We start from the raw sequence: 21,083 nt of genomic DNA on the forward strand, positions 1-21,083 counted from the left end.
AAACAAAAAAACCTGACAATTTTTACATCATCAGGTTTTCTCTTTATTCTTGAATTTTTCTTCTATTTTCTAAAAAAAAGACTAATCATTCAATTTCAATACCGCCATAAACGCTTCTTGCGGAATTTCAACATTTCCTACTTGGCGCATACGTTTTTTACCTTTTTTCTGTTTTTCCAATAATTTACGTTTACGAGAAATATCCCCTCCGTAACATTTGGCGGTAACGTCTTTACGCAAAGCTTTAATCGTTTCACGGGCAATAATTTTGGCACCAATCGCCGCTTGAATCGGAATGTCAAATTGTTGTCTCGGAATCAATTCACGCAATTTCTCCGTCATTTTCTTCCCGATGTTATAAGCATTGTCCTCGTGAATCAACGCAGAAAGCGCATCAACCGTTTGACCATTCAATAAAACATCCAAACGAACTAATTTAGAAGTTTTCATCCCAATTGGAGAATAATCAAATGAAGCATAGCCTTTTGAAACTGTTTTCAATCTGTCGTAAAAATCAAATACAATCTCCGCCAAAGGCATATCGAAATTCAGCTCAACACGCTCTGTTGTCAAATACGTCTGATTCGTAATTTGACCGCGTTTTTCAATACACAAACTCATAACGTTTCCAACAAAGTCGGCTTTAGTAATGATAGTCGCTTTAATATAAGGCTCCTCAACTCGGTCTAGACGAGAAGGTTCTGGCAAATCTGATGGATTGTTAACTATAAAAGCATCTTCCGGATGTTTTTTGGTGTAAGCCAAATACGAAACGTTAGGAACTGTAGTGATTACAGTCATATCAAACTCACGCTCCAATCGTTCTTGGATAATCTCCATATGCAACATTCCCAAGAATCCGCAACGGAAACCAAACCCTAAAGCTGCCGAACTTTCCGGGGTAAATACCAACGAAGCATCGTTCAATTGCAGTTTTTCCATTGAAGAACGCAAATCCTCGTAATCCTCCGTATCTACAGGATAAATCCCGGCAAATACCATTGGTTTTACATCCTCAAAACCAGTAATCATATTGGTGGTAGGCGTTTTGGCATCCGTAATAGTATCCCCTACTTTTACTTCTTTGGCTTCTTTAATACCAGAAATCAAATACCCAACATCCCCGGTCGAAATCACATTTTTAGGAACTTGATTCAATTTCAATGTCCCAACTTCATCGGCAAAATACTCATTGCCAGTTGCCATAAATTTAATTTTTTGGCCTTTTTTAATTTCTCCGTTTTTCACACGGAAAATTACCTCAATACCACGAAACGGATTATAATGTGAATCGAATATCAAAGCCTGAAGAGGCTCATCTTTTACTCCTTTTGGAGCCGGAATTTTTTCAATAATCGCTGCCAATATATTTTCAACACCAAAACCAGTTTTACCCGAAGCGTGAATAATATCTTCCAATTTACACCCAAGCAAGTCGATAATATCATCACTTACTTCCTCAGGATTGGCGCTTGGTAAATCTACTTTATTCAAAACTGGAATAATTTCCAAGTCATTTTCAAGAGCCAAATACAAGTTAGAAATCGTTTGTGCCTGAATACTTTGTGCAGCATCCACAATCAATAACGCTCCTTCGCAAGCCGCAATAGAACGAGAAACTTCATAAGAGAAATCCACGTGACCTGGAGTATCGATTAGGTTCAAGATATATTCTTCCCCTTTATACGTATATTCCATTTGTATCGCGTGACTTTTAATCGTGATACCACGTTCACGTTCCAAGTCCATATTGTCAAGCAATTGAGCTTTTTCTTCACGAGCCGTTACTGTTTGGGTTGCCCCCAATAATCGGTCTGCCAATGTACTTTTTCCGTGGTCAATATGTGCAATAATGCAAAAATTCCTAATATGTTTCATCTTATCCTAATATCAAATTTATTTGGGCGTGACGGCAGAAAAAGCCGTCGGGCTATTCGCTACAAGTCCTCGTCCCGAAAAAAGCGGGACTGTGGGCTTTCCACTACTATCCCTCACGCAAACGCCGTAAAGCGACAATTAATCTGCAAATATACTCTAAATTCAACAGTTTCAAAGTTTCAAAATAGGAAACTCAAGCATTTACCCAAAGTCTTTTCAAATTGTAATACATATACCCCTTAATTAGTTACCATATTATTCAAAATCACCTTCTTACTTATCTAATGTCATTAAGTTTTTTATCCTTTCGCTTAAAAGATGTAATTTTGCAAAAAATTTAAAGGACGATGATTAAGATTGGCAACATAATATTACCAGAATTCCCCCTATTGTTAGCACCTATGGAAGATGTGAGTGACCCTCCATTTCGCAGATTATGCAAAACACATGGCGCCGATTTAATGTACTCTGAATTTATTTCTTCCGAAGGTCTAATTCGCGACGCCATCAAAAGCCGAATGAAATTAGACATCTTCGATTATGAAAGACCCGTAGGAATCCAAATTTTTGGAGGTGACGAAGAAGCAATGGCGTTATCGTCCAAAATAGTTTCTACCATAAACCCCGATTTAATAGACATCAACTTTGGTTGTCCTGTCAAAAAAGTCGTTTGCAAAGGCGCCGGTGCAGGGGTTTTAAAAGATGTTGATTTAATGATTCGCTTAACTCAAGCCGTTATCGATAGCACGCATTTGCCTGTTACTGTAAAAACACGTTTGGGTTGGGACGACAGCTCTATAAATATAGACGAGGTTGCCGAGCGTTTGCAAGATATTGGTGTTGCCGCTTTGAGCATCCACGCCAGAACACGTGCACAGATGTACAAAGGGCATTCCGATTGGTCACATATTGCCCGCGTCAAAAACAACCCAAGAATCACAATGCCAATTTTTGGAAATGGTGATATTGATTCCCCAGAAAAAGCATTGCACTATAAAAACGAATATGGTATCGACGGAATAATGATTGGTCGCGCCGCCATTGGATATCCTTGGATTTTCGACGAAATCAAACATTACTTCAAAACAGGTGAACATTTAGCAAAACCGACAGTTGCTGATAGAGTCGAAGCCGTACGAAATCACCTTACTTGGGCAATGGAATGGAAAGGCGAAAGACTCGGTATTGTTGAAACACGACCACATTATACCAATTATTTCAAAGGAATTCATTCTTTCAAACCCTTCAAACAAAAATTGGTAACTCTTGACCATCCACAAGAATTATTTGCCGTTTTGAATGAGATAGAAAAGGCTTATGCTGATTATGAGTGTGTGTAATAATCTGGATTTATCGTAAGGGTGATGTCACCCAACTCAGTGCGTCTTAATCCAATAATTTCGTGCTCACTCGACTGCTTGCTATTAATGATGCAATAAAACCGAGTGTGACAATAGTAGCCATAACAATAAGTACGTTTTCCATTGTAAAAACCACTGGATAAGCTAGTGTGGGAGTTATCATAATTAGTTCATACTGCTGTTGTAATAACACAAACACGATACCCAACAACAATCCGATAATTCCACCAAAAAAACTTAACAAAGTACCTTGAAGCAGGAATATATTTCGCAAATCCTTGATGCCGGTTCCTAGATTAAAAAGAGTTTTAAGATTTCCTTTTTTATCCAAAATCATCATGATGAGCGCACCAATCAAGTTAAAAAGCGCCACAACAATAACCAACGTAAATATTAAATACACCGCAATATTCTCCGTATTCAACATTTTGTACAAGGCTTCATTCAGCTGTTCTTTGTTTTTTACGGTAATTTTATTCTTGAAAATCGATTGGAGTTTCTCAATAACAGCACTTTCGTCAGCTCCTTGTTTTAATTTAATCTCAAGACTGGAAATCTGATTAGACTTATATTCCAATAATTCTTGCGCCAAACCTAAATCGGCAAACACATATTTAGAATCCAAATCTTCGCTGATTGCATAAATTCCAACCGGAAAAACATCTGTTTTGTTAAAAGCCTGAGCAGGATTTTCAATAGCTCCCTTACCAGGTTTTGGAACAAAAACCTCAAAGGCATTATTATAATCCAGTAAGCCCATTGAGAATTTTTGGGCAATGCCATACCCAACAACAACCTGATAAGTGTCGGATTTCAGCCATTGTCCATTATATAGTTTTTTATTATAATCACTAACGGTGTTAAAAGCAGAATCAACACCCTTAAGAAAAGTAACCTCTTGTTTTCCATTAAACGTAAACAATACTCGCTCTTCAATAACCTTCGAATAGGAAGCGACACCTTCAATTGCTGCAATCTCTTTTTCCTGTTTTGGTACAACAAAAAAAGATTTCCCAAGCGTACTGTTTACTTTAAGATCGGGATCAATATCATTTGTAAACGAAAGACTAAATTCCTTTAACCCCGTAAAAACCGAGAGCACGACAAACAATGCCATTGCTCCCACAATAATTCCCATACTGGCAATACGATTAATGATATTGATAGCATTATTTTTACTTTTGCTAAAAATATACCGCTTGGCTATGTAAAGAGGAAAATTCAAATTTTATTGAAATCTGCGTTTGTCCAACAAATCTCGATTTTCTATCGGATTTTCTTGATTTTTCAAAGCGTTGTCAATCTTCTCGATATAATCCAAAGAATCATCAATAAAGAAAACCAAATTTGGCACTTTACGCAATTGCAAACGCACTCTTTGTGATAAATCGTGCTTAATTAAAGTCGAATTAGCCTTAATTCCCACCAACGTTTCCGCTGCTTTTTCTTGAGGAAAAATACTTAAATGCACCGTCGCCACAGACAAATCTGTAGTCACGACAACTTTGGATACTGAAATTATCAAATTCGTAATTCCATTTTTTCTCACTTCACCTTGCAAAATATCAACCAAATCTTTTTGGATAACCCCGCCTATTTTTTTCTGTCTATTTGTTTCCATAGTGCAAAAATACTATTTTTTTGAGAGACCACCCTACAAAGTCATAAACTGATAAAGTTTTTTATATTTGTTTTATGATTTTGGCAGTAAAATATTAGGCTTTATTAGGAGATAAAGTACCTGCTGTCCGCTACATCTTTTGTGCCGAACCCCGACACAAAAGGTAATTGTGAAAGCAATTCGACCATCAGGGCTAAAGAGAAACAACAGTTCTTTTTGGGAACAATTCAGAAAATAAAAACACAAAACATTACATAATGAGAAAAATAGAACACATTGGCATCGCAGTCAAAAACCTTGAAGTATCCAATTTGTTATTCGAAAAACTCTTCGGCGCACCCGCTTACAAACAAGAAGAAGTTGCCAGCGAAGGCGTAAAAACATCCTTCTTTATGAACGGTCCCAACAAAATAGAACTTTTAGAGGCCACCAGTCCCGAAAGCCCAATTGCCAAGTTCCTCGAAAAAAAAGGAGAAGGAATCCATCATATCGCTTTTGATGTTGAAGACATTCTCTCCGAAATCCAGCGCCTCAAATTAGAAGGATTCACCATCCTAAACGAAACCCCAAAAAAAGGAGCAGACAATAAATTGGTAGCTTTTTTGCATCCAAAAGGTACCAATGGTGTATTAATCGAACTCTGTCAAGAAATAAAATAAAAAAATTCAGAATTTAGTCAATTCATAATCAGTCATTTTCAAAATAGATTCCTAGTAACCATTAAACTCTTCAAAAATCTAACCTTAAAATACTTGTAGTAATAAAATAATTGTAGTAATATTGCAAACTCTAAACCGGTCCTATAGCTCAGCTGGTTAGAGCACCTGACTCATAATCAGGTGGTCCCTGGTTCGAGCCCAGGTGGGACCACAAAAAACCCCTCATATCAACTGATATTAAGGGGTTTATTTTTTTAAAAAAAACAGAACAGATCTTGCCTAATACACTTTAACCAAAAAAACATACCGTTCAACGTAATCCTAGCTAGAAAATATTATAAGTACAAAAAAAACAGTAACTTAGTTGAAGCAATTCCCCCAAGGCTACAAACAAGATCTACCTTGTTTTTTTGTAAGTATTAGATTAATTCCAGCTTAAAAAAGTTAATTTTAGCGTCAAAAGAATCATTTTATAGAGTTATCGTTTGTCTCTCAAAAAATATATCTATAACTTCGCAGCATTAAATTATTTATATAGTGTTAGGAGTTTTAAATCAAAAAAGTTCTTTTATTATTTAATAAAAATGATTTATTACTTTTTATAAATTTATGAAAATTATCAAAAATAGATTTTTTGTCTGTATGATACTCCTTCTCACAGGAGTAAGTAGCTATTGTCAAACTGACCCACCTGACCCTGGCGAAATTCCACCAGATTTACCAATTAATGAAAATATCACTATTTTATTATTAATAGCCTTGTTATATGGTTTCTTTATCATTTACAAACATATTCAAAGCAAAAAAGCATCAATTTAAATTGATGCTTTTTTGCTTATACCAGTAAAATTGTTATTTATTTATTACCATATAACTTAGAAACATATTTTCCAATTACATCAAATTCCAAATTCACTTTGGTTCCAACAACAAACGAATTAAAATTAGTATGTTCGTGTGTATAAGGTATAATCGCTACACTAAAATTACTTCTACCTGAATCCACCACAGTCAAACTCACGCCATTTACTGTAATAGAGCCTTTTTCTATTGTGATGTTTTGCAAAGCCCAATCATACTCAAAAGTATAAAACCAACTTCCATTAGTCTCCTGAACTGAGACACAAGTTCCTATCTGGTCAATATGCCCTTGTACAATATGTCCATCCAAGCGATCCCCTAATTTCATCGCCCTTTCTAGATTAACAATATCTCCAACCTTCCAATTTGAAATATTGGTCTTTTTAATTGTTTCCCCTATGGCGGTAACCGTATAATGATGCCCATCAATTGCAACAACCGTTAAACATATTCCGTTATGCGCAACACTCTGGTCAATTTTTAATTCATTTGCCAAAGGAGAATCTATCGTGACATGAATATTATCTTGCTCTTTCTTAACTTCTTGGACAATCCCAAGTGTTTCAATAATTCCTGTAAACATTTCTTATTTTATTTTACTAAATTTGCACTTCAAAATTAGCAATAAATAACTAGAGGACATTATGAAAAAAGCAGAAAATATAATCGTAGGAATTTCAATAGGAGATTTAAACGGTATTGGAAGCGAAGTCATTCTAAAAACATTCGAAGATCCTCGTATGTTAGAACTATGCACTCCTGTTATCTTTGCCAATGTAAAAATACTTTCATTCGTCAGAAAGAATTTTGAATCCACAGTTGCCTTACACGGTATAGACAAACTAGATCAAATTGTTATTGGCAAAGTAAATGTATTCAATCTTTGGAGAGAAGGAATTGATTTAAACCTTGGAACAAATGATGAAAAAGTGGGCGAATACGCGATAAAATCATTTGTTGCCGCCACCAAAGCACTAAAAGAAGGCGACATAGATGTATTAGTAACAGCCCCAATAAACAAGTACAATATTCAATCGGAATCATTTAAATTCCCCGGACATACTGATTATTTAGACCAAGAACTTGAAGGTGATGCATTAATGTTAATGGTGCAAGACAACTTAAGAGTTGGTTTATTAACAGATCACATTCCTATTAATGAAGTCGCTTCACATTTAACTGAAGAGTTAATTTTCAAGAAAATCGAAACCATCAATAAAACTTTAATACAGGACTTTAGCATCAATAAACCTAAAATTGCAGTTTTGGGCCTTAATCCTCATTGTGGTGACGGTGGGGTTATTGGAACCGAAGATGACAATGTATTAAAACCTGCATTGAAAAAATTATTCGAAAAAGGAACTTTAGTTTTTGGTCCTTTTCCCGCAGACGGTTTCTTTGGCAGCAACCAATATGAAAAATACGATGCCGTTATTGCAACCTATCATGATCAAGGTCTAATTCCTTTCAAAACATTATCCTTTGGAAATGGCGTTAACTATACCGCAGGGTTGAATAAAATAAGAACTTCCCCAGATCATGGAACTGCTTATGATATAGCCGGAAAAAATAAAGCCGATTATAATTCCTTCAAAGAGGCTGTTTACCTTGCTATTGACGTGTATAATTCAAGAAATCAATATGCCGAAATCAGCCAAAAACCTTTAAAAACAAAAGAAAAACAGTTATAAACAAAAAAAGGTGAATAACATTATTAGATTTCCAATTATTTTATATCTTTGCACTCCCGAAGTTTAGGGCAAATTGTTGTTGAAATGAGCAAGACAAAAGAATATGTAATTCCTTTCGTAGGATTGAAGCTAGGAAAACACAAATTTGAGTATCAAATTAATAATGCGTTCTTTGAAATCTTTGATTATAACGAATTTCAAAATTCAGACATCAAAGTAAATGTAGTTTTAGACAAAAAAAGCAACCTATTAGAGATTAGCTTCAAACATCAAGGAACCATCAATGTACCTTGCGATCTTACAAGCGAAGATTTTGATTTACCTATTAAAGGTAAAATAAAATTAATTGTTCGATTTGGAGATAGTTATAATAATGATAACGAAGAGTTATTAATATTGCCTTTTGGTGAATTTGAAATAGACATCGCTCAATATGTATACGAGATGATTGTACTGTCAATACCTCTAAGAAGAGTACATCCAGGAATAAAGGATGGCAGTTTAAATACAGAAGCTTTGACAAAACTGAAAGAATTGACAATTAAAGAGCAAAAGAAAGAAAAAGAAGAAGAAAAAGAAGAGAATATAGACCCACGTTGGGACAAATTAAAGCAACTATTAACGGATAAATAATATAGTAAAATGGCACATCCAAAGAGAAAAATCTCGAAAACTAGAAGAGACAAAAGAAGAACACATTACAAAGCTACTGTAGCTCAAATCGCTACATGTCCAATTACTGGAGAAGCACATTTATACCACAGAGCTTACTGGCATGAAGGAAAAATGTACTACAGAGGACAAGTTGTTATCGATAAATCTGTCGTAGCTCTTGCTTAATACGTTTTTGTAAATAATACTGGAACTCTCACTTCGTGAGAGTTTTTTTTGTTGTTTATAATTTCCTTAAATAAGAAAACTTAAAACTATTAGTTTGGTTTTTTTATTGTAATTTTAGAGACTTTTAAAAATTTTGCAAATGGCAACATTTGGCAATAAATAATCGCATATAATGAGTACAATTACAGCCGCAATTACCGCAGTTGGAGGTTATGTTCCGGACTTTGTTCTTTCAAACAAAGTTCTAGAAACTATGGTCGATACAAATGATGAATGGATAACCACACGCACCGGAATTAAAGAAAGAAGAATACTAAAAGATGCCGATAAAGGAACTTCTTTTCTTGCTATAAAAGCTGCAGAAGATTTAATAGCAAAAGCAAACATTGACCCTCTCGAAATAGATTTAATATTAATGGCAACTGCAACTGCAGATATGCCAGTAGCGTCTACAGGTGTATACGTAGCAACTGCAATTGGGGCTACAAATGCATTTGCATATGACTTACAAGCTGCTTGTTCTAGCTTCCTTTACGGAATGTCAACAGCTGCTGCTTATATCCAATCTGGAAGATACAAAAAAGTACTACTTATAGGTGCCGACAAAATGTCTTCAATTGTTGATTATAAAGACAGGGCAACTTGCATTATTTTTGGAGATGGTGCAGGAGCTGTTTTATTTGAACCAAATTATGAAGGTTACGGTTTACAAGATGAATACTTACGAAGCGATGGTGTAGGACGTGATTTCTTAAAAATTCCAGCTGGAGGTTCTCTTCTTCCAACTACTATGGAAACTGTAAATGACAACAAGCACAATATCATTCAAGATGGAAAAACCGTTTTTAAATATGCGGTTACCAATATGGCAGATGCAAGTGAATTGATTCTTAAAAGGAACAATTTAACTAATGAAGATGTGAATTGGTTAGTGCCACACCAAGCTAACAAACGTATTATTGATGCTACAGCACACCGAATGAACTTAGAAGATGCCAAAGTTTTGATGAATATTGAGAAATATGGAAATACTACTTCTGCAACCTTACCTTTAGTTCTTTACGATTTTGAACACCTTTTCAAAAAAGGGGATACTATCATTTTTGCTGCTTTTGGCGGCGGTTTTACTTGGGGATCCATTTACCTAACTTGGGCTTACGATAAAAAATAAAATAAACTAAAAAGAAATAATTATGGATTTAAAAGAAATTCAAAATCTAATCAAATTTGTAGCAAATTCAGGTGTTGCAGAAGTAAAATTAGAAATGGATGATGTCAAAATCACCATCAGAACTACTTTAGAAGGAAACGTTACCGAAGCAACTTATGTTCAACAGTTACCTGTACAAAACGCACTTCCTCAAGCTGTCGCTCCACAACAAATAGCTCCTGTTGCTGCCGCTTCAGAAGCAGCACCAGTTGAAAACGCTCATTATGTTACCATAAAATCACCAATAATTGGTACTTTCTATAGAAAACCTGCTCCAGATAAACCAATGTTTGTAGAAGTTGGTAAATCAATTGCAAAAGGAGATGTCCTTTGTGTTATTGAAGCCATGAAATTATTCAATGAAATTGAATCTGAAATATCTGGTAAAATTGTAAAAATATTGGTAGACGATATGTCTCCAGTAGAATTTGACCAACCTTTATTCTTAGTAGATCCATCATAATTTTAGATTTTAGATTGCAGATTTTAGATTGCAGATTTGATTTTAAATCAAATTAAAAAACTAATTATCTAATTATCAAAATTGACTAATTATCTAATTGAAAAAAAATGTTTAAAAAAATACTAATAGCAAATAGAGGAGAGATTGCACTTCGTGTCATCCGAACTTGTAGAGAAATGGGCATCAAGACGGTGGCTGTTTATTCTACGGCAGATGCCGAAAGTTTACATGTGAAATTTGCTGATGAAGCCGTTTGTATAGGACCACCTCCAAGTAACTTGTCTTATTTAAAGATGTCCAATATTATTGCTGCTGCCGAAATCACAAACGCAGATGCAATTCATCCTGGTTACGGATTCCTTTCCGAAAATGCAAAATTTTCTAAAATTTGTCAAGAACACAATATAAAATTCATCGGTGCGTCTCCAGAAATGATAGACAGAATGGGTGATAAAGCTTCTGCAAAAGCCACGATGATCGAAGCTGGTGTACCTTGTGTACCAGGTTCAGTTGGAATCTTAGAGTCTTTTGAACAAGCCGCAGAATTAGCCAATAAATTTGGATACCCTGTAATGCTAAAAGCAACTGCCGGTGGTGGAGGTAAAGGAATGAGAGCTGTTTGGGCTCCAGAAGATTTACTAAAAGCATGGGAAGGTGCACGTCAAGAATCAGCTGCCGCTTTCGGAAACGACGGAATGTATCTTGAAAAATTAATTGAAGAGCCACGTCATATCGAAATTCAAGTTGTTGGTGATTCATACGGTAAAGCATGTCACCTTTCAGAAAGAGACTGCTCTGTTCAACGTCGTCACCAAAAATTGACCGAAGAAACTCCTTCTCCATTTATGACCGACGAATTACGTGCAAAAATGGGAGAAGCAGCTGTAAAAGCAGCAGAATATATAAAATACGAAGGTGCTGGAACTGTTGAGTTTTTGGTGGACAAACACAGAAACTTCTACTTCATGGAAATGAACACTCGTATCCAAGTGGAGCACCCTATTACGGAACAAGTTGTTGATTACGATTTAATCCGTGAGCAAATTCTAGTAGCTGCCGGTGTGCCAATTTCTGGTAGAAACTATCTTCCTCAATTGCACGCTATCGAATGCCGTATCAATGCTGAAGATCCTTATAACGACTTCAGACCGTCTCCAGGAAAAATCACTACGCTACATATGCCAGGTGGTCACGGAGTACGTCTCGACACACACGTGTATTCAGGCTATACGATTCCACCAAATTATGATTCAATGATTGCCAAATTAATTACTACAGCCCAAACTCGTGAAGAAGCTATCAGTAAAATGAGAAGAGCATTAGACGAATTCGTAATCGAAGGTATCAAAACAACCATTCCATTCCACAGACAGTTGATGGACGATGCAAGATACATCGCAGGGGATTACACCACTGCCTTCATGGACACTTTCAAAATGAATGACCCCGAATAAATTAATTCAAATATCAAGTCCCATTCCTAACCGAATGGGATTTTTTTTGGCCTTATACCAACCAAAATAATTCTCTTTAAAAAACATTATGGCGTGCCACCATCCTGAAAAAAGGGCTATCCACGCTACTTTGGTAGCTAGTTTCAAATGAAATTCACTGAACTCCTCTAAAAATAAATGTATAGTGAACTAATCCCTCACGCAACCGTTGAACAACATTTTTCTAAAATTAAATCAAAAAAGACCTTACAACACTTGAGGTCTTTTCTTTGTTGAAATTCAGATAAGTGTGTAATAATTACCCACCTTCGATTAAAAAATACACACATACAAAGTATTTTCAATTTCTTAAATACTTCATAAATACCTAAGTATAAGTGTGTTATGTAAAATTTTGATGAATTAAATAAGTTGGCATAATAATTTCATTAAGTAAAAATATAAAACTTAAAAAATTATTATCATGAAAAAATTAATCTTATCAGCCGCAATCATTTTAGGGAGTTTCTCAGCATTTGCACAACAATCAACTCCACCAAAATCAGAAGTAACAACTCAAACTGTTCAAGATCCGTATACAGAAATTAAAATGGAGGAAGTGCCAGAAGCAGTAAAAAGTGCATTAATAAAAGCATATCCAACTGCAATTCTTGACAAAGCTTTTATCAATGAAAAAAAAGAATACAAACTACAAATCACAGTTGGTGACAAAGTGGGAGCATTATATGCCGATGCAACTGGAGCTTGGATAAAAAAATAATTTCACAAAACAAACAACTAAATTAAATCATTAAAACTATTATTATGAAAAAGTTAATCTTATCAGCAGCAATCATCTTGGGAAGTTTCACAACATTTGCACAAACTTCGGTAGTTAAAAAAACAGTTACTACAACACAAACTGTTGAAGAAAAATACACAGAAATTAAACTTGAAGAGGTTCCAAGTTCTGTGATATTAGCATTAAAAACTGCTCAACCCACAGCAGTTATCGAAAAAGCATATATCAATGAAAAGAAAGAGTACAAACTAGACATAAAAGTTGATAACCAGAAAGCTACTGTTTACACAGATGCAGCAGGTAACTTGAAAAATAAATAAATTGGGGACTTAATAATTTTAGAGTGAAAAAGGGAGAGAGATTCAATGAATCCCTCTCCCTTTTTTTATAAGTTTATTATGAATGTCCTAATTTTAATAACTTTACTTTAGCAAATAAAGTTAAAACCTATGCCAAAGATTTTATTGATAGAAGACGATGTTTCCTTTTGCAAGATGTTGGAAAATTTTCTCGTAAAAAAATCTTACTCTGTAACTACTGCATTTACAGTAGAAGAAGCGAAAACTAAAATTAAAAGTCAAAATTTTGACCTTATAATTACAGATTTGAGACTTCCTGACTATGATGGAATTCAACTTATGTCTGAATTTAAAAGCGAATACCCAACAATTCCCGTCATACTAATGACTGGTTATTCTGACGTTAACACAGCTGTGAAAGCCATAAAAAATGGTGCAGCTGATTACATTTCAAAACCTTTTAATCCCGAAGAAGTTTTGCTGGTTATTTCAAATATATTACAAACTCCTGTTGTAAGTTCTGCAATTAACACTATTGTTACTATACCAAAATTTAATAAATCTCCAAATGAAGATGTTGTTCTGGGAATTTCAGCAGCATCAAAAAAATTGGCAGAATACATTCAACTTGTAAGCCCTACCGATATGTCCGTTTTAATCATTGGCGAAAGCGGGACAGGAAAAGAAGTTATTGCAAAGAGTATTCATCAAAATAGTCCCAGAAAAAGTAACAATTTTATTGCTGTTGATTGTGGAGCAATTCCAAAAGAACTGGCCGCCAGTGAGTTTTTTGGCCATTTAAAAGGCTCTTTTACAGGAGCGATAAATGACAAAATTGGTTGTTTTGAAGCTGCGAATAAGGGAACTCTATTTCTTGATGAGATAGGTAATCTCTCCTACGAAAACCAAATTCAACTCCTAAGAGCTTTACAGGAAAGAAAAATAAAACCAGTCGGGAGCAACAAAGAAATTAATGTTGATATCCGAATAATTACTGCAACAAATGAAGATTTAAGAGAAGCCGTAAAGAACGGAACATTCCGTGAAGATTTATACCATCGAATCAATGAATTCTCCATTCAATCACCTTCATTAACTGAGCGAAATGGAGATTTGATGATTTTTGCCGATTTCTTTCTTGGCAAAGCGAATCAACAATTAAACAAAAACATCATTGGGTTCTCACCCGAAGTGGTGGCTATTTTTGAAAATTACAGATGGCCCGGAAATTTAAGAGAACTTCAAAATATAATTAAGAGAGCCACACTCTTATCTCAAGGTGATTTTATTGAAAAAAACACGCTTCCTCTTGAAGTTTTTCAAACGGAAAATAGAACTACCGGTGATTTTTCTTTGTTTGAAAATGAAAAAGATGCCATTTTGAATGCCTTGGAACAAGCGAAAAACAACAGATCTGAAGCAGCAAAATTGCTTAAAATAACTAGGAAAACGCTATATAATAAATTAAAACTGCACAATATCGATTAGGTAATTTCTTTTTTTAAAAGTAAAAAAAGTGACGTGATTGCATTCTTCAATACTTTGAATTTAACTTCAATTTCTTCAAATGAAATTTCATTATATTCTAAATCACTTAAAATTTGAACAATTTCATGAGCTTCAATTTGTTTAAACATTGAATTCATTCTATGCGCTATCTCTTTTACTTTTAAAATATTTTTTTCAGAAATTGCTTCTTCAACTATTGATAAATTTTCTTTTGTTGAAGTTTTAAAGGAAAGCAAAAATTCTTTTAAAACTTCTTCATCATTAGATAAAAATAATTTCAAAGAGGTTAATGAATATCTTTTTGTTGAATCAACTCTATTCTCAACTTCTTCAATTATTGAAAATTGTAATTCTCCATTCGTCAAAATCGAATCTATAATTTCCACTAATATTTTTGGAGAATACGGTTTTCGTATAACATTGGTAAATCCTGCTTTTATGTAGATTTCCGTTTCTAAATCAGTTCTTCCAGTTATAGCTATAACAGGTTTTTTGTCAACATTTATAGTAACGGACTCCTTTAGTTTTTTAAAAAATAGAAAACCATCAATTTCTGGCATTTGAATATCAGTAATTACAAAGTCAAACGAATTACTTTCCATCGCTTCGAGTGCAGCCGAAGCATTATTAAATGACAATACTTTAAAATTATTCTGCTGTAAAATTTCAGTCGTTAAGTTTAATAAATTAATGTCATCATCAACAACAACTGCTGTCAACTTATGACTGGAAGAAGCAATTGGCGGCTCTTTTTGAGAAGAAAAATCAAACAGTAATGGAAGTTGAATCTCAAAAATACTTCCTTTTCCATGAACACTTTTTAAACTCAATTTTCCGCCAAGAATTTCAACCATTTTTTTTGAAATCGTAAGTCCTAATCCAGTCCCTCCATATTTTTTTTCGATATTTTCATCAGCCTGAGTGAATTCTTCAAAAATTAATTGTTGTTTATCATCCTGTATTCCAATTCCAGAATCTTCGATCCTAATTGTGAAAAATTGATTTTCATTAGTAGATTTTACTTCTATTTTAATAAACCCTTCAGTCGTAAATTTAAACGCATTCCCAATTAAATTGGTAACGACTTGTCTTAATCGGAATGGATCGCCTATGATTTTATCTTGAAAAGCGGCATCAATTTCAATAGAAAGAAGGATTAGCTTTTGTTCATATACAGACTGAATACTTTTTGCTACTTCATGAATAACGTTGGGTAAAGAAAAAGGAATCTTTTCTATCGTAATTTTTCCTGCTTCAATTTGTGTAAAATCAAGTAAATCCTGAATCAATTTTGTAATGTATTCTGAAGAACCTTTTATGTTATTGGCAAAATACAATTGTTTTTTTGTTAGCTCAGAATTCCCTAAAAGCTCTGTATATCCAACAATTGTACTCAATGGAGTTTTTAAATCGTGACTGACTGTAGAGATAAGCTGCTCACGGTTTCTAAGTAATCTTTTGGTCGTGCTGTTGGCTTCCTCAAGTTGTTTTTTATAGGATTGCGTTTTAGAAAAATCACTTAAAATCAAAATTAAAAAAAACAAAGTCGAGAACAATCCCAACACTGCGGCTATGGTAACAATTTGATTATTTCGTTTTAATGATTTTTCTTTTTCTAAATAGTTTCGAGTTGTATTTCTAATAATTTCTCTTTCGATAATACTCAGAACCTTTCTTAACTGATCTGATATTAAAAGCTCATTTTGGAGCAGCTTGTTTTCTTCAAAATTTAATGTGAATTTCTTTTTCAAAGTTGCATTCTTGACCTCATTAAGCAAGTTTTTTGAGACCATTATAATCGAATCCGATTCCTTTTTACTTAATGTATTTGTACTGTCGTCTGGAATGTTTTCATTCAAATAATCCACATATTTTTTAAGAACATTTCGTTGATAACTCCCCAATTCTGATGGACGTTTTATAAAATCTTCCAACTGGAGTTTTCTAAGCGACGATTCCATTTTTGTCAAATCATTAATGGCTTTTTTTAATGCCGCTTCATCATTTGTTTTATTTTTTATCGCTTTCAATAACTTTATATTATTAGTCTTTTTAGACAACAAAAGTTTCACACTATCCAATAACGTAATCTGATATTGGGTTGTGACCAATAATTTTAGAGAATCAATTTCTGTTTTTAAGGAATCTGTTTTGGAGATATAATTTTGAAAATCCTTCTTCGAATCGGATTGAATAGTTATCCTAGCCAAACTTTCCGTTTCATAGATATTGGAAAGTAAATTACTGACTTTTAAAATCTTACTATTCGCTTTAGCAGCTTTGCTTTCTGCTTCAGAAAAACCCTTATTTTCAGAATATAAAAACCAACTCACACCAACAAATAGTGCTGCCAAAACCAGATAACTGATAAAAATTTTTATTGGAATATAGCTTTTCTTAATGTTCATAATTCAAAGATAAGAATTACAAAATGATAGACTAGATTGTTTAACATCCTTTACTATAGAACTCCACCCAAACTTAAATAGTATTAAACAACAAAAAAGCTCAGTTTAAAATTGTATGGGCGTGCCCCCGTTGAGAAAAGGGGCTTACTTATTGCACCGCTTATACAGCCCCTTTCCTCAACGGCGTCAGGCTGTCCGCGCTACTTCGGTAGCTAGCTTCCATCCTTCACGCAACTCACAAGACCTACGAAACAAAACGAGGAAATCAATTTTCATAAGGCATAAACCCAAAGTCTGCATTCGTCCATACTCACCCTTCTGTCTTCCGCCTAATTTCTCAAAAACAGATAATAAACACCACTATTGTTGGTCAGAAGCACCAATAATAGAGGTAGTAAGCACCAATACTTTTGGTCCTTTCAACCAATAAAACAGGTAATAAAAACCAACAATAGTGGTAATAATAGCCAATAGTATTGGTGATTTTAGAAGATAAAAGAGGTAGTAAAAACCAAAAGTATTGGTACTTACTACCAATAATAGAGGTAGAAAACACCAACAATATTAGTGATTTACACCTGTTATTGCTAAAAAACAATTACACTTATAAAATAAAACGTACAAAATATAGTAGATAACGGTATTAAATACAAGAAAGATCTCGGCGAACAGTACCCTCTGATAGGCAATTTTGTTCACTACCATATTATTCGCAATAAAATAAAGAAAGCCGATGTGTCTCGGACATTGGGAATAATCCCAACGGGATTGAATGATTATTTCAAGAGAGACTCCCTGCAATTTGCCATTTTGTGGAAGCTGAGCCTAGTACTGAAGCATAATTTTATTGCCCAGTTGGGCGAATATTTACCCTACCGTTTTGAGACCATTCGAAAAAAAGCCCTCAAAGAACAACTAGCTGAAAAAGAAGCCATCATACAAAAAATGGAAATCCAGTTGGAGACGATTAGGGAAATGATTCGGAAGCAATAAATTACACCCGAATTGATTTAAAATCCATTCTATTAAAGAAATAAACGGTATGTTTGTTAGACAAATCAACCCAAATTAGGTTGTATATGTCCGATTTTATCAGACCTATATACGAGTTACCAGTAATTTATGAGAAACGACATATTTAAAGAAAAAAACATATATCCAAACGGAGTGAAAATCCAAGAACATTATAAAGATTTCTATGATTCTATCTTTGTCGCATATTTACCATTCTTTAAAGTCGAAAATCAAAAGTCGAAAAAAAACAATTACAAAAAATTAGAAAAAATAACTTTTGAAAATGCAAAAAAAGAGATTGAAATATTAAATAATATTCCTATCCCAAATGCTGAAATCTATAGTTATAGTAATGAAGATTATCCGACAGATATAGAAATATATGAAAATGGTAAAATTATTAAGTGGGAAACTATAATAAAAGAAGCAAAATTTAAAGATAAAACAGAATTAAACAAGGCACTTCGAACTTCAATTGGAGCGTTAAGGCAAATTTTCAGAAAAACTGAATTAAGTGAAAAGCTAAATTCGTTTACAACAGAAAATTATATTTGGAATCCAACAGAAGGAGCTTTTGATATTTTTTCAAAATTAGGAATTTATCGAACGTTTAAATTATTTAAGAAAAACGAAATAATAATAGTTGATGAATTTTATGAGGACATAAATTCAATAAATATCGATGAACTTTCAGAATATGAGTTTTTAGAGAAGATTGATTTCAATGATTATTACATCTATTCTTCTGATAAAGAGATTTTATTTACAATCGAATGGGACAGTTTCTTTTTCTTGATTGCAACTGACAACACTAAAATGGAGGAAATTATAGCAAATAAGTATTTTGAAGGTTTTCTTTGTGATTCTGAAACAACACACGATTGGGATTATTTACCTGGAGAATTAGAAAATCTATTAAAAATTGAAAAAAAACAGAACTCAAAATCAGAAAATCAAAAATGGTGGGAATTCTGGAAGTAATAAAAAAACTACTGGTAACAGCTACTACAACGGATTTGGGCAATAGGCTTAATGGAAATATGGTCTTGTATTTGGGATGAGTTGGCAAATCCGAAGAATGGGCTTAATTTAGTCCCAAACCAGCTGTAGTACCAGAACGTTATAGGGCATTTTAACACAAGAAACTGCAAAGCAGAAAATATACATTATGAATTCTGAAATTACTAACGAAAAAAACAAACCTAGAAATCCAATATTAGCATTTTTCTTTTCTTTATTTTTTTATGGATTCGGACAAGTATATAATGGACAAATCAAAAAAGGGATTATATTTCTTCTTATTGAACTTACCTTACCTTTCATTTTTGGCTTTACAAGATTAGGTGTTTTTTTTATTGGATTCATTTCAATTTTAATTATCGGGTTTGCTTTTAGAATTTATGTCATTTATGATGCAACAAAAACCGCAAAAAAATTAAAGATTTATAAACTTAAATCTTATAACACTTGGTATTATCATCTTGCAATTATAATTGGTATAAGTACTATACTTTGGCTTTACGATTCCAATACAGCTAATTCAATTATGGGAGTTAGAAGTTACATTATTCCAACAACTTCAAACGAACCTAATATTAAACTTGGAGATAGATTAATAGCAGATTCAAAAGCTTATGACCAGAGAAAACCAAATTATGGAGATTTAGTTGTTTTTCAAAAAAAGGACAGCCTAAAATCTTCTATGTATAGAATTGTTGCATTGCCAAACGACAAAATTGAAATCCAAAACAACTTTTTAATAATAAATGGTAAAAAGTGTAGAACATCATTTGTCAAAGAAACTAAAAATGGAGGATTGGATGTTAATGAATATGAAGAACAACTTCCAAATGGTCACAAACATAAAATATATACTTTTAAAAAGCCATTTGAAGAAAATAAAAGGAAAATACCTGAAATTACAATTCCAGAAAATTGTTATTATTTAGTTGGTGACAATAGAGATAATGCAATGGATTCTAGATATGTCGGTGTAGTTAATAAAGACGAAATTAAAGGCAAAATAGTTTTTAGCTATTGGGGAAAAACTAATGACAGAATTAATATCGATTTTACAGATAAATAAAAAAAACGCCCTATAACAGCTACTACAACGGATTTGGGCAATTGGCTTAATGGAAAGCCGGTTTTGTATTTGTGATGATTTGGCAAATCCGAAGAATGGGCTTAATTTAGTCCCAAACCCGCTGTAGTACCAGAACGGTATGTGAAACTTAACCATACCAAATCGAAACATGAAAATCAAAAACATGAAAAAATTTACAACATTATTTTCTTTGTTACTTCTCTTATTAACTATTAAGATTTCCGCACAGGAAAATACTAAGCTTTCGGCACAAGATAAAAATGTAAATGAGCGTACAAAAATAGAGGTCGAAATAGTAAAGAATGGGAACGTTGAAAAGGGAGTCGGATACTTAATCTCATTTGATATTTTAAAAAACCTGTATTCAGCAATAGTAATAGAAAAACACTTTATTGAAAACACAAAACAGGCAATTCTTTATATCCCTATGAAAAGTGGGCCCCAAACTAAAATAGAGGTTGATGATATTTCAAAATATCTGTTTACTGAACAATCAAATAACTTGGCAATAATACGACTAAGACAACTCGCAAACCATCTAGAGACGCAAACTATCTATTCTAATGTTATTTTTGTTCCTGAAGAGTCAATATCAGATTTTTCTTTTCCACTGGATAAAATAAAACTTAAAGAACTTAAAGAGAGTTGGGAAAAATCAATGGTGATTAAATAAGCTTCACATAACAGCTACTGCAACGGATTTGTCCATTACAAAATTAGAGGAATAATAAATTTTGATTACTGAAACAATTTCGAATTTAATTATAAATTGTAATGATAGCACAACAAAAAAATAAATGGATAAACCAACCTTTTTAAACAACATTAGTACGATTAGCATTTTTATAATGGTACTTCTTGCCTCTTTTTTGTTAACCACAAATACAAAAACTAAGCTTTCAAATAGACTTTTTGCCACTTTTCTTC

The 21,083-nt window shown here is 33.5% G+C and carries 22 protein-coding genes and 1 tRNA gene; 17 read left to right on the forward strand and 6 right to left on the reverse strand.

The genetic code is table 11. The features are described from left to right. Positions 1-81 precede the first annotated feature (81 nt). Positions 82-1,878 carry a translation elongation factor 4 gene (gene lepA, locus DOS84_RS00440; RefSeq protein WP_111408147.1) on the reverse strand — a complete coding sequence of 599 codons (1,797 nt, stop codon included), beginning with the start codon at positions 1,876-1,878 and terminating at the stop codon, positions 82-84. 347 nt (positions 1,879-2,225) lie between these two features. Here lepA and dusB point away from each other — a divergent pair, with 347 nt between their 5' ends. Further along, positions 2,226-3,218 (forward strand): tRNA dihydrouridine synthase DusB, encoded by a 993-nt coding sequence (gene dusB / locus DOS84_RS00445; RefSeq protein WP_111408148.1) that lies wholly within the window; start codon positions 2,226-2,228, stop codon positions 3,216-3,218. Positions 3,219-3,264: 46 nt separating this feature from the next. Here dusB and DOS84_RS00450 read toward each other — a convergent pair whose 3' ends face one another. Both DOS84_RS00450 and rbfA read right to left on the reverse strand, forming a co-directional pair. Beyond that, positions 3,265-4,464: an ABC transporter permease gene (locus tag DOS84_RS00450; protein WP_111408149.1), complete on the reverse strand. Its 1,200-nt coding sequence runs from the start codon at positions 4,462-4,464 to the stop codon at positions 3,265-3,267. Between the two features lie 3 nt (positions 4,465-4,467). Continuing rightward, positions 4,468-4,860 (reverse strand): 30S ribosome-binding factor RbfA, encoded by a 393-nt coding sequence (rbfA, locus tag DOS84_RS00455; protein WP_100432845.1) that lies wholly within the window; start codon positions 4,858-4,860, stop codon positions 4,468-4,470. A gap of 257 nt (positions 4,861-5,117) precedes the next feature. Here rbfA and mce point away from each other — a divergent pair, with 257 nt between their 5' ends. The 3 genes from mce (at position 5,118) to DOS84_RS19020 (ending at position 6,338) form a co-directional block, all read left to right on the forward strand. Further along, complete coding sequence (gene mce / locus DOS84_RS00460; protein ID WP_111408150.1) at positions 5,118-5,519, forward strand: methylmalonyl-CoA epimerase; 402 nt, start codon at positions 5,118-5,120, stop codon at positions 5,517-5,519. 137 nt (positions 5,520-5,656) lie between these two features. Beyond that, positions 5,657-5,730: transfer RNA gene (locus tag DOS84_RS00465), tRNA-Ile, on the forward strand. 431 nt (positions 5,731-6,161) lie between these two features. Then, positions 6,162-6,338 carry a hypothetical protein gene (locus DOS84_RS19020; protein WP_165830376.1) on the forward strand — a complete coding sequence of 59 codons (177 nt, stop codon included), beginning with the start codon at positions 6,162-6,164 and terminating at the stop codon, positions 6,336-6,338. A gap of 37 nt (positions 6,339-6,375) precedes the next feature. Here the strand turns inward: DOS84_RS19020 and DOS84_RS00470 are convergent, their stop codons facing one another. Further along, a complete protein-coding gene (locus DOS84_RS00470) occupies positions 6,376-6,963 on the reverse strand; it encodes a riboflavin synthase (RefSeq protein ID WP_111408151.1) in 588 nt (195 codons plus the stop codon). Positions 6,964-7,021: 58 nt separating this feature from the next. On the opposite strand from DOS84_RS00470, the gene pdxA reads away from it, so the two are divergent. From pdxA to accC, 6 genes are all read left to right on the forward strand, one after another. Continuing rightward, entirely contained in the window at positions 7,022-8,071 is a 1,050-nt protein-coding gene (gene pdxA, locus DOS84_RS00475; protein WP_111408152.1) for a 4-hydroxythreonine-4-phosphate dehydrogenase PdxA, read from the forward strand. An 84-nt stretch (positions 8,072-8,155) separates the two neighbouring features. Beyond that, entirely contained in the window at positions 8,156-8,704 is a 549-nt protein-coding gene (locus DOS84_RS00480; protein WP_111408153.1) for a YceD family protein, read from the forward strand. A gap of 9 nt (positions 8,705-8,713) precedes the next feature. Further along, positions 8,714-8,911 (forward strand): 50S ribosomal protein L32, encoded by a 198-nt coding sequence (gene rpmF, locus DOS84_RS00485; protein ID WP_100432852.1) that lies wholly within the window; start codon positions 8,714-8,716, stop codon positions 8,909-8,911. Between the two features lie 172 nt (positions 8,912-9,083). Then, positions 9,084-10,082: a beta-ketoacyl-ACP synthase III gene (locus DOS84_RS00490; RefSeq protein WP_111408154.1), complete on the forward strand. Its 999-nt coding sequence runs from the start codon at positions 9,084-9,086 to the stop codon at positions 10,080-10,082. Positions 10,083-10,104: 22 nt separating this feature from the next. After that, on the forward strand, positions 10,105-10,584 hold the full coding sequence (accB, locus tag DOS84_RS00495; RefSeq protein WP_111408155.1) for an acetyl-CoA carboxylase biotin carboxyl carrier protein: 480 nt from the start codon (positions 10,105-10,107) through the stop codon (positions 10,582-10,584). Positions 10,585-10,691: 107 nt separating this feature from the next. Continuing rightward, positions 10,692-12,038, forward strand: coding sequence for an acetyl-CoA carboxylase biotin carboxylase subunit (accC, locus tag DOS84_RS00500; protein WP_111408156.1), 1,347 nt, complete (start codon positions 10,692-10,694; stop codon positions 12,036-12,038). Positions 12,039-12,044: 6 nt separating this feature from the next. On the opposite strand, the gene DOS84_RS19025 is transcribed toward accC, so the two are convergent. Continuing rightward, the gene (locus tag DOS84_RS19025) at positions 12,045-12,185 is read right to left on the reverse strand and encodes a hypothetical protein (protein WP_165830377.1); all 141 of its coding nucleotides are present in this window, start codon (positions 12,183-12,185) and stop codon (positions 12,045-12,047) included. A 316-nt stretch (positions 12,186-12,501) separates the two neighbouring features. Between DOS84_RS19025 and DOS84_RS00505 the strand changes: the two genes are divergently transcribed. The 3 genes from DOS84_RS00505 to DOS84_RS00515 all read left to right on the forward strand — a co-directional run bounded on the left by DOS84_RS00505 (position 12,502) and on the right by DOS84_RS00515 (position 14,606). Beyond that, positions 12,502-12,798: a hypothetical protein gene (locus DOS84_RS00505; protein WP_111408157.1), complete on the forward strand. Its 297-nt coding sequence runs from the start codon at positions 12,502-12,504 to the stop codon at positions 12,796-12,798. A 44-nt stretch (positions 12,799-12,842) separates the two neighbouring features. Continuing rightward, on the forward strand, positions 12,843-13,139 hold the full coding sequence (locus tag DOS84_RS00510; RefSeq protein WP_111408158.1) for a hypothetical protein: 297 nt from the start codon (positions 12,843-12,845) through the stop codon (positions 13,137-13,139). Positions 13,140-13,268: 129 nt separating this feature from the next. Next, positions 13,269-14,606, forward strand: coding sequence for a sigma-54-dependent transcriptional regulator (locus DOS84_RS00515; protein ID WP_111408159.1), 1,338 nt, complete (start codon positions 13,269-13,271; stop codon positions 14,604-14,606). Here the strand turns inward: DOS84_RS00515 and DOS84_RS00520 are convergent. Further along, positions 14,603-17,035: an ATP-binding response regulator gene (locus DOS84_RS00520; protein WP_111408160.1), complete on the reverse strand. Its 2,433-nt coding sequence runs from the start codon at positions 17,033-17,035 to the stop codon at positions 14,603-14,605. The two genes, DOS84_RS00515 and DOS84_RS00520, sit on opposite strands and share 4 nt — an antisense overlap. A gap of 735 nt (positions 17,036-17,770) precedes the next feature. Here DOS84_RS00520 and DOS84_RS00525 point away from each other — a divergent pair. From DOS84_RS00525 to DOS84_RS00540, 4 genes are all read left to right on the forward strand, one after another. Beyond that, complete coding sequence (locus tag DOS84_RS00525) at positions 17,771-18,028, forward strand: hypothetical protein (protein ID WP_124020609.1); 258 nt, start codon at positions 17,771-17,773, stop codon at positions 18,026-18,028. Positions 18,029-18,157: 129 nt separating this feature from the next. Then, the gene (locus tag DOS84_RS00530) at positions 18,158-19,030 is read left to right on the forward strand and encodes a DUF2711 family protein (RefSeq protein WP_111408162.1); all 873 of its coding nucleotides are present in this window, start codon (positions 18,158-18,160) and stop codon (positions 19,028-19,030) included. 187 nt (positions 19,031-19,217) lie between these two features. Beyond that, positions 19,218-20,135 carry a signal peptidase I gene (gene lepB, locus DOS84_RS00535; protein WP_111408163.1) on the forward strand — a complete coding sequence of 306 codons (918 nt, stop codon included), beginning with the start codon at positions 19,218-19,220 and terminating at the stop codon, positions 20,133-20,135. 184 nt (positions 20,136-20,319) lie between these two features. Next, positions 20,320-20,829, forward strand: coding sequence for a hypothetical protein (locus DOS84_RS00540; protein WP_124020610.1), 510 nt, complete (start codon positions 20,320-20,322; stop codon positions 20,827-20,829). Positions 20,830-21,083: the final 254 nt, after the last annotated feature.

Source organism: Flavobacterium aquariorum (genome assembly GCF_003254745.1).
Taxonomy (GTDB): domain Bacteria; phylum Bacteroidota; class Bacteroidia; order Flavobacteriales; family Flavobacteriaceae; genus Flavobacterium; species Flavobacterium aquariorum.

Excerpts from the sequence above, each read along its gene's own strand:
- lepA (WP_111408147.1), bottom strand. The coding sequence starts at position 1,878 with ATGAAACATATTAGGAATTTTTGCATTATTGCACATATTGACCACGGA.
- dusB (WP_111408148.1), top strand. The coding sequence starts at position 2,226 with ATGATTAAGATTGGCAACATAATATTACCAGAATTCCCCCTATTGTTA.
- rbfA (WP_100432845.1), bottom strand. The coding sequence starts at position 4,860 with ATGGAAACAAATAGACAGAAAAAAATAGGCGGGGTTATCCAAAAAGAT.
- mce (WP_111408150.1), top strand. The coding sequence starts at position 5,118 with ATGAGAAAAATAGAACACATTGGCATCGCAGTCAAAAACCTTGAAGTA.
- DOS84_RS19020 (WP_165830376.1), top strand. The coding sequence starts at position 6,162 with ATGATACTCCTTCTCACAGGAGTAAGTAGCTATTGTCAAACTGACCCA.
- DOS84_RS00470 (WP_111408151.1), bottom strand. The coding sequence starts at position 6,963 with ATGTTTACAGGAATTATTGAAACACTTGGGATTGTCCAAGAAGTTAAG.
- DOS84_RS00480 (WP_111408153.1), top strand. The coding sequence starts at position 8,156 with ATGAGCAAGACAAAAGAATATGTAATTCCTTTCGTAGGATTGAAGCTA.
- rpmF (WP_100432852.1), top strand. The coding sequence starts at position 8,714 with ATGGCACATCCAAAGAGAAAAATCTCGAAAACTAGAAGAGACAAAAGA.
- DOS84_RS00490 (WP_111408154.1), top strand. The coding sequence starts at position 9,084 with ATGAGTACAATTACAGCCGCAATTACCGCAGTTGGAGGTTATGTTCCG.
- accB (WP_111408155.1), top strand. The coding sequence starts at position 10,105 with ATGGATTTAAAAGAAATTCAAAATCTAATCAAATTTGTAGCAAATTCA.
- accC (WP_111408156.1), top strand. The coding sequence starts at position 10,692 with ATGTTTAAAAAAATACTAATAGCAAATAGAGGAGAGATTGCACTTCGT.
- DOS84_RS00505 (WP_111408157.1), top strand. The coding sequence starts at position 12,502 with ATGAAAAAATTAATCTTATCAGCCGCAATCATTTTAGGGAGTTTCTCA.
- DOS84_RS00510 (WP_111408158.1), top strand. The coding sequence starts at position 12,843 with ATGAAAAAGTTAATCTTATCAGCAGCAATCATCTTGGGAAGTTTCACA.
- DOS84_RS00515 (WP_111408159.1), top strand. The coding sequence starts at position 13,269 with ATGCCAAAGATTTTATTGATAGAAGACGATGTTTCCTTTTGCAAGATG.
- DOS84_RS00520 (WP_111408160.1), bottom strand. The coding sequence starts at position 17,035 with ATGAACATTAAGAAAAGCTATATTCCAATAAAAATTTTTATCAGTTAT.
- DOS84_RS00530 (WP_111408162.1), top strand. The coding sequence starts at position 18,158 with ATGAGAAACGACATATTTAAAGAAAAAAACATATATCCAAACGGAGTG.
- lepB (WP_111408163.1), top strand. The coding sequence starts at position 19,218 with ATGAATTCTGAAATTACTAACGAAAAAAACAAACCTAGAAATCCAATA.
- DOS84_RS00540 (WP_124020610.1), top strand. The coding sequence starts at position 20,320 with ATGAAAAAATTTACAACATTATTTTCTTTGTTACTTCTCTTATTAACT.